We start from the raw sequence: 10,899 nt of genomic DNA, 5'->3' as shown, positions 1-10,899 counted from the left end.
CGTGTGGCCACGCAGCAATTTGAAACCGTGGCGCGGCGTTACCGGGCCTTGGGTTGGCAGCAGGCCATCGGTTCTTCGGGGACGGCACGGATGCTCGCCAAAGTGCTCAAGGCCAACGGGATGAACGACGACCGCGAAAGCGGTATCACTTACAGCGGTCTGCTGCGCCTGTCGTTGCGTCTGCTGGAAGTGGGGCACGTCAAACAGCTCAAACTGGCCGGACTGCAAAACCATCGCTTGAGCACTTTGCCGGGTGGACTGGTGGTGATGCTGGCGGCGTTCAAGGTCTTCGGGATTTCGCATATGACGCCATCGGAGGCGGGTTTGAGGTTCGGGGTTTTGCATGGCTTGATCTCCAGGCATTGAACCTCGAACTGCTTGGTAGTCACGGCCACGCCACCCAGGGCGAAATCCGGTTCGATCAATGATTCAAGGTATCGATCAGTGCTGGCGTGGTCACAATGGCGTGGGCGAACGTCGGGCCGTTCAGTTCATGGGCCGCGTGCATCATTTCCGGTTTGAAAGCAGCTGTGGCGTCGCGCACCAGTGTCACGTGATAGCCCAGTTCCACTGCGTAACGGGCGGTGGCCTCGATGCAGGTATTGGCCAACAGGCCAGCGATGATCACGTGGGTAATGCCTTTCTGCTTGAGGCGAAAATCAAGGTCGGTGTTGGCAAAACCGCTCGATCCCCAATGTTCCTGAACGACGATGTCGCCGTCCTTTGGCGCGAAATCCGGGTGCCAGTCGCCGCCCCATTCCTCGCGAGCAAAGTGATGCATGTGCATAACCTTGCATTGGGTGGGGCTTGGGTGATCCCAGCCCTCGTAGTCGCCTTGTTCCCAGCGGCGGTGCGGTACGATGACCACCGGAATGTCTAGGGCGCGGACGGTGCGATCGAGTGCGCGCAAGTTGTCGAGCAGRCCGACTTGAGCGGCGATCGGCTCGATCAGCGGATAGACCTTGCCGCCTTCGGAGAGGAAATCGTTGTAAGGATCGACCAACAGATAAGCGGTTCTGCCAAGGGGATAGAGTGCTTTTGCCATGACTGTTTCCTCCATGTGGCAATTGCTGAAAAAAACGTTCCCGCACAACAGGCGGGAACGCATCGAAGTCCAACGGCTTCAGCTTAGATTGCCGCAGAAAATGTTTTGATCACTATCGGCCGGGTTTTCACGCACCACCAAGGCATAGCCCCCGGCTCGAAGTGTCTCGACAGGCACCGGCGCGCTTTTCCAGAAGTACTGCAGCGATGTCGATGAATAGAACCGCGCATTGGGTCCGTCGTTCATGTCATAGGCCGGTTTTGAACCCAGGCTGGCGCAGCTTCCGGGGTAGATGTAAGCCATCAAACGACCGGGTAATGCGCTGCCGAAGGTTTCACCGCTGACGGCAAACCAGAACTCGGTCGCATTGCCGTTGGGCATCATGATGGGCCGGGCGATATTCCCTGCATTGACRGGCGTAGCGTGCAAAGGAACGTTGGTGATCTGACTGTCAGGCACCGTCGAACACCCGCAGAGCCACCCGACCGCTACCACCCACGTCAGCGAAGATACGATTTTCATCGTGATACTCCCGCTTGTAAGGACGCGTTGAAGTGATCCCCCTGTCAATTTTAGCCATCAGGGGGTGGCGGACATTTCTTCGGACGGTCGGTCTTCGCGGGTGCACGTTTGTATCGCAAGGTATCCCCGGCACAGGCAGCCAACTTCGCATACAAAACCATGCCTTATGCGACACAAGCGAGATACACCGCACCCTCCAAATGGGCTCACCGCATTGGCGGCAAACATTGGAGAATTGCGATGTCCCGTATCACTCCCCGTCACACCCGGCTCGGCATCGGGCTAGCCGCTGTAACACTGGCGGCCTTCGCGAGCTTTTCGCAAGCTGCCGAGGCAGGCCATGAATCCCCGCCTGCAAAAAACTGGCAGTCAGGGCTCCACCGGACGGACCTGGTGCGCCAGGACCTGGAGGTCGCCGAACGTGAGGTGATTCAGGTGCGTGTCGATTTCGATGCGGGCGTGGTCTCGCCCAAGCATTCGCACCCCGGGGTAGAAGTTGCCTACGTCATCGACGGTACGTTTGAGTATCAACTGCAAGGGCGACCACCGGTCACGCTCAAGGCCGGCGACTCGCTGTACATCCCCGCAGGCACGGCGCATGTGGCGAAGAACGTGGGTGGCGGCAAGGCTTCAGAGCTGGCGACGTACATTGTGAAGAAAGGCACGCCGCTGCTGGTGCTGGAGGAGTAAGCAGCGTTCGCCCGTTCCCACAGGTAGAGCAGGGCTCAATCCCCCAGCTTGAATACCAGCGCCTTCAAGCCACATTCAACATCGGCATCCGGAAACTCCGGCGGATTCTCCAGCCGCTGTTCAAAGCGCAGGCCCGGCGCTTCACGCATGACGCCGTCGATGAGGAAGTCCGAACCGAACGCCGGGTCGTTCATGCAGGCCAGCGCCATGCCCTGCGGGGTGAGCAGCTCCGGCAAGCGGCGCAACACGCGCTGGTAATCCTTGGTCAGCAAAAAGCTGCCTTTCTGAAAGGACGGCGGGTCGATGATCACCAGGTCATAAGGCCCCTTGCCGATTACCTTGCCCCAGGACTTGAACAAGTCATGGCCGAGAAAACTGACCTGGCTCACATCGTGCCCGTTGAGTCGGTGATTGTCGCGCCCACGGCTCAGGGCCGGGCTGGACATGTCCAGATTGACCACGTGCTCGGCGCCACCCTCGATGGCGGCGACCGAGAAGCCGCAGGTGTAGGCAAACAGGTTCAACACACGCTTGCCCTGGGCATTAGCCCGCACCCAGTCGCGGCCGTAACGCATATCGAGAAACAGACCAGTGTTCTGTTTGCGGCCCAGGTCCACGCGATACCGCAAGCCGCCCTCGGTGATGGTCATTTCATCGATCACCTCGCCCTGCAGCCATTCGGTGGTGCTTTGCAGCAGATAACGGTGTTGCAGCAACAACGTATGCGCGCCGGATTGGGTCCACTCGGCTGACTGCGTGATCTGCATCAGCAGTCGTTTCAAATCTTCCAACTGCGACGCTTCCGGCTCTTTGAACAGCGCGACCAGCACCACGCCCTGCAGCCAGTCGACGGTCAACTGCTCCAGCCCCGGCCAGCAGCGGCCACGGCCGTGAAACAACCGGCGGGTTTCTGCAGGGGCCGTTGCCAGGGCCGTCAGCAGGTGGGCATGCAAGGTGGAAAGCGCGTCTGAGTTCATCGGGCGGGGTCGGCAATTTGAGGGGGCGGCATTTTAACCACAATTACAGTGCAAGGCGTGTTGCAACGCGTCGGGGGGTTATCACGTTTAATTTAACTTTACGTGAGGATTTGGCGATCTATCGGCTCCCATACTCGGCTCCAACGATCAACTGCAGGGAGCCGGACATGTCGCAGCTATCTGCTTCACCCACTGCCAATAGCCATCCTCGCTGGTTACGGCTGACCCATTGGCTGAACGCCCTGGCCGTGCTGGTCATGGTCACTAGCGGTTGGCGTATCTATAACGCCTCGCCGATTTATGACTTCAGCTTTCCCAAATCAATCACGCTGGGAGGCTGGCTCGGCGGTGCACTGCAATGGCACTTCGCGGCGATGTGGTTTCTGGCCATCAATGGCCTGATTTATCTTGCTATCAACCTGTTCAGCGGTCGTTTGAAACGCCGTTTTCTACCCGTGTCGCCCAAAGGTGTCCTGCATGACCTGTGGGCCGCATTGAGAGGGCGGTTGAGCCATGCCGACCTGAGTCATTACAACCAGGTGCAACGGGTGGCATACCTGTTCGTGATGGTCGACATCACGCTGTTGGTGGTCTCCGGGCTGGTGCTTTGGAAGTCCGTCCAGTTCCCGCTGTTGCGTGAAATGCTGGCGGGCTACGAAGGCGCGCGACGGGTGCATTTCTTCGCAATGTCGCTGTTGGTTGCTTTCGTTGCGGTGCATCTGGTGATGGTCGCACTGGTTCCAAAAACGTTGTGGGCGATGATCGTCGGTCGCAAGGAGCAGGTATGAAAAAGCGCATCGAAAGTTCCGGGCTGGACGAGTCATCGATCCTGACAGACGCCCGAAAAATAATCGCCCCGCAGATCACCGACCGCTCGCGCCGTGCGTTCCTGCTGCGCGGCCTGACCCTCGGCGGGGTGGCGATGTTGTCCGGCTGCAACCTGACCGACAACGAAAGCGTCGACACCGCGCTGTCCTCCATGTCCCGCTTCAACGATAGGGTACAAGGCTGGTTGTTCAGTCCCGACGCCATGGCGCCGACCTACCCGGAATCCATGATCACACGGCCGTTTCCCTTCAATGCCTTCTACAGCATTGACGAAGCACCGACGGTGGAGGAAGAGAGCTACCGGTTGGAAGTAACCGGCATGGTTGCGGACAAACACAGTTGGCGGCTCGAAGAATTGCGCGCCATGGCGCAGACCGAACAGATCACCCGGCATATATGCGTTGAAGGCTGGAGCGCCATCGGACGTTGGGGAGGCATACGGTTCAGCGACTTCCTGAAGCGCGTCGGCGCAGATACCGATGCCAGGTACGTCGGATTCAAATGTGCAGACGATTACTACACCAGCATCGACATGGCCACCGCGCTGCATGCGCAAACCTTGCTGACGCTGACCTATGACGGCGCGGTGCTGCCTCGGCAGTACGGCTTCCCCATGAAGCTGCGCATGCCCACCAAGCTGGGATACAAAAACCCCAAACACATTCAGGCAATTTTCGTCAGCAATACCTACAGCGGTGGCTACTGGGAAGACCAGGGTTACAACTGGTTCGGTGGCAGCTGACAGACACATTCATCACGCAGCCCACGCTGCGTTCATTCGCAACCTGTGCTTCAAGGAGTTTGATCATGAAAAAGTTAGCCACCGCCGTACTGTCCATGTGCATCGCACTGGGTGCCGCCAGTGTTTTTGCTGCCGATACCACGAGCAGCGGCAGTATGAGCAAGGACTCGATGTCCAAGGATGCCATGTCCAAAGACACCATGAAAAAAGACGCTACGATGAAAAAGGATTCCATGTCCAAGGACACGATGAAGAAAGACAGCATGTCCAAAGATGCAATGTCCAAGGACAGCATGAGCAAAGACGCCATGAAAAAAGACGCCATGTCGCAGTAGTTCAATCCTTCCTGATCCCTGTGGGGAGCAAACTCGCTCCCACAGGTTTTACAGGGTATGACTTGAACTCATGCCCTCATGACTTTTAATGGTTACAGCCCCGCCAACCCCCAGTGTTAAAAAATCGCAAACCAGCTCATCAACAACAAAAAAGAGCGTTTGCAACCATGACTCATCATCACTGCCGCGTCTTCGCCAGCGACCTGCTGCGCTCTTCGAACCCCGACATTCGCCACGCCAGGCCCGCTGCCTGCGTGCGCTTCTGATCAACCCAAACTCCCTGAAGAGTAACGACTCATGAAAGATCTCGACTTGTACATCGGTGAAGGTTTCGAAGGCCCGGGCGTGAACGCCGCGCACATCAACATTCTGATTGGCCCGCGTAATGGCCCGGCCGGCCAGGCGTTTGCCAACAGCCTGGCATCGCCAAGCCAGGGTCACTGCCCGTTCATGGTGATCGCCCAGCCGAACATTCCGGTCAAGCCGATGACCCTTTACGTCAACAAAGCGGCGATCAGCAGCGACCTGCACGGCAACGCCACCTGGGGCGCGTCCCAGGCCGGTATCGCCAAGGCTGTACTCGAAGCGCTGCTGGACGGCACCTTGCCGCCGGAAGCCGAAGACGAATGGGCCATCGTCACCGCCAACTGGGTCAATCCGGCCTGCGATGACCTCGATGCGGTCTACCTGAACAACTACAACGCCTGCCGCACGGCAATTCGTGCCGCGCTGACCGGCAAGCCGGAAACCGCGCAACTGGCCGATGTGGTCAATCACATCAGCAACCCTTTCTACACGCCAAAAGCCTGAGGTCCGCGCCATGCAATACATTCGTTTGGGCAACTCCGGCCTGCAAGTCTCCCGCCTGTGCCTGGGCACCATGAACATGGGCACCCCGGACTGGAAGCCGTGGATCTTCGATGAGAAGAAAAGCGAGCCGATCGTTGCGCACGCGCTGGACAACGGCGTCAACTTCATCGATCTGGCGGACTTCTATTCCGCCGGTGTCGGCGAAGAAGTGGTAGGGCGCATCGTCAAGCGCCTGGCCCGTCGTGAAGACCTGGTGATCACCACCAAAGTCGGTTACGGCACCCGCAACGGGATCAACGCCAGCGGCCATTCGCGCAAGCACATCATGGACAGCATCGACGCCTCGCTGAAGCGCCTGAACATGGACTACGTCGATGTGTTCATGCTGCATTACTTCGATGTGAACACCCCGGTCGAAGAAACCATGAGCGCGATGAACGACATCGTGCGTTCCGGCAAGGCGCGCTACATCGGCGTCTCGACCATGCTCACCGGGCAACTGGCGAAGATCCTCATGGCCTGTGAGCGCAATGGCTGGGTCAAGCCGATCAACATGCAGCTGCAATTGAACTGCGCCTACCGCGAAGAGGAGCGCGAGATGATCCCGTTCTGCCGCGACCAAGGCCTGGGTGTCTCGGTGTTCAGCCCGCTGGCCCGCGGCTTGCTGACCGGTGACGTGCAGTCGACCCGCAACCAGACCGACTTCTTCACCCAGCAGATGTACAGCGACGAAGCCTCGTTCGAAATCGCTCATTCGGTGCAACGCGTGGCCCGCGCCCGTGGTGTTTCGAATGCGCAAATCGCTCAGGCCTGGGTGGCCAATCATCCGGGTGTGGATTGCATGCTGGTGGGCGCTGACACCACCGAGCAGTTCGACAGTGCGCTAGCCGCGCTGGACACCAAGCTCGACGCTGAAGAACTGCACGAGCTGGAACGCAATTACACCCCGTGCGACGTGATCAACGATTACACCGCCGGCAAACGTATCTTGCGTTCGGCCCGTCCAGGTCTGGAACGCTTCACCCTGACCGAGGCTGTGGCATGAGCGCGCTGATCCGCACGGGCAATTTCATCGACGGTCAATGGTCGTCCGGTGGTCCAACCTACCCGGTGTTCAACCCGGCCAACGGCGAGTTGATCACCGAAGTACAAATGGCCGGCGCTGAAGCAACCAACCTGGCCATTGAAGCCGCCAATCGTGCCTTGCCGGCGTGGCGCAAGCTCACCGCCAAGGAACGCAGCCAGAAGCTCAAGCGCTGGAGCGAGTTGATGCTGAGCAACCAGAAAGATCTGGCGACCCTGCTCAGCCGTGAACAAGGCAAGCCGTTGGCCGAAGCCATGGGTGAAGTGGTCTACGCCGCGAGTTTTCTGGAATGGTTCGCCGAAGAGGCCAAGCGCGCTTACGGCGACGTGATTCCGAGCCACAAGGCCGATGCGCGGATCATCGTGGTCAAGGAAGCCATTGGCGTGGTCGCCGCAATTACCCCGTGGAACTTCCCTTTGGCCATGGTCACGCGCAAGGTCGGCCCGGCATTGGCCGCCGGTTGCACGATGATCCTCAAGCCATCGGAAGAAACTCCGCTGTCGGCCTTTGCACTGGCGGTGTTGGCAGAGCAGGCCGGTATTCCGGCCGGTGTGTTCAATATCGTGTCTGGCGATGCGGTCGCGATTGGGGGCGCGCTGCAAGCGTCGAGCATCGTGCGCAAACTGTCATTCACCGGCTCCACGCGCACCGGCAAATTGCTGATGCGCCAGGCGGCGGACACGCTGAAAAAAGTCTCGCTGGAACTGGGTGGCAACGCGCCGTTCATTGTCTTCGACGACGCTGATCTGGACGCAGCGGTCAAAGGCGCCATGGCCTCGAAGTTCCGCAACACCGGGCAGACCTGTGTCTGTGTTAACCGCTTCTTTATTCAGGACGGCGTCTACGAAGCCTTCACCGGCAAACTCGCAGAAGCCGTGGYGGCGATGCGCGTGGGCAGTGCGCTGGACGGCGAAACCGAGCAAGGCCCGCTGATCAACGCAGCGGCGCTGGCCAAGGTCGAACTGCACGTCGGCGATGCTCTGGAGAAGGGCGCCAAGCTGTTGTGCGGCGGCCGTCGTCATGCGCTCGGCGGTACGTTCTACCAGCCGACCATCCTCGCCGAAGCCAGCAGCGAAATGCTGATCGCGCAGGAAGAAACCTTCGGTCCGGTGGCCGCCTGCTTCCGTTTCAAGGACGAAGCCGAAGTGCTGCAAAAGGCCAACGACACGCCGTTCGGCTTGTCGGCGTACTTCTACAGCCGCGACATCGGCCGCGTATGGCGCATGGCCGAAGGCCTGGAGGCGGGCATGGTCGGCATCAACGAAGGGATCATTTCCACGGAAGTGGCACCGTTCGGCGGCATCAAGGAATCGGGCCTCGGTCGCGAGGGATCGAAGTACGGTCTGGATGACTACCTGGAAATCAAATACCTGTTGATGGGCGGCCTCTAAACCACCCCAAAAACCTGTGGGAGCGGGCTTGCCCGCGATGGGGGCCATACATTCAACAGTGATGTTGACTGACACTCTGCTATCGCGGGCAAGCCCGCTCCCACAGGTTGTACGCAATAACCGGATGGCATTGTGCAAGCCATGTCACCCATAACAGCGATCGGTTTCATTTCTCCGTCAATAACAACAATTGGAGATTTACATGTCCGTACAACCGGTAAAAATCGACGACCTGCCCATCGGGCGCTTTCACCTGAAAATCGCCGGGCTGACCTTCGGCGCGCATTTCACCGACGGCTACATCCTCGGCCTGATCGGCATCGCGTTCACCTTGCTGAGCCCACAGATGCAACTGGATGCGTTCTGGCAAGGGCTGATCGGCGCTTCGGCCCTGATCGGCCTGTTCCTTGGCAGCCTGTTTTTCGGCTGGATCTCCGACAAGGTCGGCCGGCAGAAAATCTTCCTGGTCAGTTTTGTGCTGATCACGATCGCCTCGGTGATGCAGTTCTATGCCGAAACCGCCATGGGGCTGTTTCTGTGCCGGGTGTTGATCGGCATCGGGCTGGGCGGTGATTTCAGTGTCGGCCACGCGATGCTGGCCGAGTTTGCGCCGAAGAAGCATCGTGGCGTGTTGCTTGGTTCATTCAGCGTGATCTGGACCTTTGGTTACGTCGCCGCCACGTTCGTCGGCACTGCCATGCTCAGCCTCGGTGATGACGCCTGGCGCTGGATGCTGGCCTCGTCCGCGATCCCGGCGGCGCTGATTCTGATTGCGCGGATCGGCACACCAGAGTCGCCACGTTGGTTGGTGAACCAGGGGCGAATCGCCGAAGCGCGAGCCATCGTCAAGAAACACCTGGGCGACAACGTCGAGCTCGACGAAACCCAATCCACCGAAACCCGTTCCGGCTACGCGGTGCTGTTCAGCCGTGAATACCGCAAGCGCACCGCGTTCAACTGCCTGTTCTTCGTTTGCATCGTCATGCCGTACTTCGCCATCTACACCTTCCTGCCGTCGATTCTGCAGAAGATGGGCCTGGCGGAAGGCTTCGGCACTGAGCTGATGTTGAACATGCTACTGATCCTCGGTGCTCTGATCGGGATCTGGTGCACAATCAAATTCTCGCGCCGCGGGTTCTTGATCAACTCTTTCATCATTCTGGCCGTCGCGTTGTTCATGTTGGCGGTGTTGCCGAGCAGTGCAGCGTTCTTGATGGTGCTGGTGTTCGGGCTGTTCACCCTGGTGTTGTCGGCGGTGAGTAACCTGGTGGGCGTGTTCCCGGCCGAGAGCTTCCCGACTGAAGTGCGGGCCAGCGGGATTGGCCTGGCCACGGCGGTAAGCCGGTTGGGCTCGGCGGTCAGCACATTCCTGTTGCCGGTCAGCGTGGCGGGGATTGGCTTGAGCCCGACCATGGGAATTCTGGCGGCGATTTTGGCACTGGGGGCGTTGTTGTCCTGGGCCTGGGCGCCGGAAACCAAATCGCTGACATTGAGCCAGGCGTGCAAGGCGCAGAGCCCGGTGGAAGGGGGAGCGCCGGCGGCAGCGAAAGTGGCTGCCCCGATCTAATCAAGACTCACAACCCTCAGTAGCAGCTGTCGAGCCCCAGCGAGGCTGCGTCCGGCTGCGGAGCAGTCGTAAACCAGAATCCGCGGTCCTTCAGTGTGACCGGGTCTTCTGGAATGCGACTGCTSCGCAGCCGGACGCAGCCTCGCTGGGGCTCGACAGCTGCTACGGGTACGGGGTGTGTCAGGGATTGCTGACTAAACCCAACCAATCGGTAAACAACCGCACTTTCGACAATCCCTGTTTGTCGTTCGCCACGTCCAGCCAATAACCGTACGGCCCGATCACTTCCACCGGGGTAATCGGCAGCAGGCTGCCATTGGCCAATTCCTTCTCGATCATCTGCCGGTCAATCACCGCCAGCCCACCACCTGCCAGCGTGGTGTGGATCACTTGATCCAGCGTGCTGAACTCCAGTCCTTGCGCCGCATCGACGTCGTCCCGTCCCATGGCCGCCAGCCAGTTTTCCCAGACCTTCAAGCGTTTGCCATCGTGCAAGATGTGCAGCAAAGGAAACTGCCGCAGATCCGGCGGCTGCCCCTCGCTGAACAACTCCGGGCTGGCCACAGCAATGTGCCGCTCCATGACCAGCAATTGGCTGCTGCAATGGCTGTTGGCTTCGAGGCCGAAGCGGATGTGGCAGTCGATTTCGGCCAGGTTGTCGTGGCCGGTCTGGTTGGTCACGCTCAGGCTGATGTCGGGGTAGCGCTGACAGAACACGCGCAAATGCGCCGACAACCAGCGCGTAGCCCAGGTCGGCGGCGCCAGGATTCTCAGGCGCTGGCGCAGGTTGGGCACGCGCACGGCTTGCAGGGCACGTTCAATGTGGTCGAAGGCTTCCGCCAGGTGCGGGGAGAGGGCGATACCGGATTCGGTCAGTGACAAGCCCTGGGGCGTGCGCACGAACAGCG

At 59.6% G+C, this 10,899-nt stretch carries 13 protein-coding genes; 9 read left to right on the top strand and 4 right to left on the bottom strand.

Translation table 11 applies throughout. The annotated features are described in order from the left end of the window. A partial coding sequence (locus AC1DSG_RS21695) for a Ppx/GppA phosphatase family protein (RefSeq protein WP_477792716.1) occupies nt 1–366 on the top strand: 366 nt, incomplete at its 5' end. A 55-nt stretch (nt 367–421) separates the two neighbouring features. Here the strand turns inward: AC1DSG_RS21695 and AC1DSG_RS21690 are convergent. Beyond that, nucleotides 422–1,045 carry a cysteine hydrolase family protein gene (locus AC1DSG_RS21690; RefSeq protein ID WP_477792715.1) on the bottom strand — a complete coding sequence of 208 codons (624 nt, stop codon included), beginning with the start codon at nt 1,043–1,045 and terminating at the stop codon, nt 422–424. 78 nt (nt 1,046–1,123) lie between these two features. After that, entirely contained in the window at nt 1,124–1,567 is a 444-nt protein-coding gene (locus AC1DSG_RS21685) for a hypothetical protein (RefSeq protein WP_477792714.1), read from the bottom strand. 240 nt (nt 1,568–1,807) lie between these two features. On the opposite strand from AC1DSG_RS21685, the gene AC1DSG_RS21680 reads away from it, so the two are divergent. Further along, on the top strand, nt 1,808–2,257 hold the full coding sequence (locus tag AC1DSG_RS21680) for a cupin domain-containing protein (protein ID WP_477792713.1): 450 nt from the start codon (nt 1,808–1,810) through the stop codon (nt 2,255–2,257). A gap of 35 nt (nt 2,258–2,292) precedes the next feature. On the opposite strand, the gene AC1DSG_RS21675 is transcribed toward AC1DSG_RS21680, so the two are convergent. After that, nucleotides 2,293–3,234, bottom strand: coding sequence for a class I SAM-dependent methyltransferase (locus AC1DSG_RS21675; protein WP_477792712.1), 942 nt, complete (start codon nt 3,232–3,234; stop codon nt 2,293–2,295). A gap of 167 nt (nt 3,235–3,401) precedes the next feature. Here AC1DSG_RS21675 and AC1DSG_RS21670 point away from each other — a divergent pair, with 167 nt between their 5' ends. From AC1DSG_RS21670 to AC1DSG_RS21640, 7 genes are all read left to right on the top strand, one after another. Continuing rightward, entirely contained in the window at nt 3,402–4,022 is a 621-nt protein-coding gene (locus AC1DSG_RS21670) for a cytochrome b/b6 domain-containing protein (protein WP_477792711.1), read from the top strand. After that, nucleotides 4,019–4,804, top strand: a complete 786-nt coding sequence (locus tag AC1DSG_RS21665) for a molybdopterin-dependent oxidoreductase (RefSeq protein ID WP_477792710.1) — start codon at nt 4,019–4,021, stop codon at nt 4,802–4,804. Before AC1DSG_RS21670 ends, AC1DSG_RS21665 begins: the two co-directional genes overlap by 4 nt. A gap of 65 nt (nt 4,805–4,869) precedes the next feature. After that, entirely contained in the window at nt 4,870–5,139 is a 270-nt protein-coding gene (locus tag AC1DSG_RS21660; RefSeq protein ID WP_477792709.1) for a pentapeptide MXKDX repeat protein, read from the top strand. Nucleotides 5,140–5,436: 297 nt separating this feature from the next. After that, entirely contained in the window at nt 5,437–5,949 is a 513-nt protein-coding gene (gene fae / locus AC1DSG_RS21655; RefSeq protein WP_477792708.1) for a formaldehyde-activating enzyme, read from the top strand. Between the two features lie 10 nt (nt 5,950–5,959). Beyond that, on the top strand, nt 5,960–6,994 hold the full coding sequence (locus AC1DSG_RS21650; protein WP_477792707.1) for an aldo/keto reductase: 1,035 nt from the start codon (nt 5,960–5,962) through the stop codon (nt 6,992–6,994). Continuing rightward, entirely contained in the window at nt 6,991–8,424 is a 1,434-nt protein-coding gene (locus AC1DSG_RS21645) for an NAD-dependent succinate-semialdehyde dehydrogenase (protein WP_477792706.1), read from the top strand. The genes AC1DSG_RS21650 and AC1DSG_RS21645 overlap by 4 nt, the downstream gene beginning before the upstream one ends. Before the next feature lie 202 nt (nt 8,425–8,626). Continuing rightward, nucleotides 8,627–9,991, top strand: a complete 1,365-nt coding sequence (locus AC1DSG_RS21640; RefSeq protein ID WP_477792705.1) for an MFS transporter — start codon at nt 8,627–8,629, stop codon at nt 9,989–9,991. Nucleotides 9,992–10,171: 180 nt separating this feature from the next. On the opposite strand, the gene AC1DSG_RS21635 is transcribed toward AC1DSG_RS21640, so the two are convergent. Continuing rightward, nucleotides 10,172–10,899 (bottom strand): LysR substrate-binding domain-containing protein (locus tag AC1DSG_RS21635; RefSeq protein WP_477792704.1); only part of this gene is annotated, 728 nt, incomplete at its 5' end.

The sequence above is a fragment of the Pseudomonas sp. P5_A12 genome, assembly GCF_056400685.1.
Note: the sequence above shows the minus strand (reverse complement) of the source record. Positions and strands in the feature narration are given on the sequence as shown.

Bases quoted from the DNA above. Each gene is read 5' to 3' on its own strand.
- AC1DSG_RS21680 (WP_477792713.1), top strand. From the start codon at position 1,808: ATGTCCCGTATCACTCCCCGTCACACCCGGCTCGGCATCGGGCTAGCC.
- AC1DSG_RS21675 (WP_477792712.1), bottom strand. From the start codon at position 3,234: ATGAACTCAGACGCGCTTTCCACCTTGCATGCCCACCTGCTGACGGCC.
- AC1DSG_RS21670 (WP_477792711.1), top strand. From the start codon at position 3,402: ATGTCGCAGCTATCTGCTTCACCCACTGCCAATAGCCATCCTCGCTGG.
- AC1DSG_RS21665 (WP_477792710.1), top strand. From the start codon at position 4,019: ATGAAAAAGCGCATCGAAAGTTCCGGGCTGGACGAGTCATCGATCCTG.
- AC1DSG_RS21660 (WP_477792709.1), top strand. From the start codon at position 4,870: ATGAAAAAGTTAGCCACCGCCGTACTGTCCATGTGCATCGCACTGGGT.
- fae (WP_477792708.1), top strand. From the start codon at position 5,437: ATGAAAGATCTCGACTTGTACATCGGTGAAGGTTTCGAAGGCCCGGGC.
- AC1DSG_RS21650 (WP_477792707.1), top strand. From the start codon at position 5,960: ATGCAATACATTCGTTTGGGCAACTCCGGCCTGCAAGTCTCCCGCCTG.
- AC1DSG_RS21640 (WP_477792705.1), top strand. From the start codon at position 8,627: ATGTCCGTACAACCGGTAAAAATCGACGACCTGCCCATCGGGCGCTTT.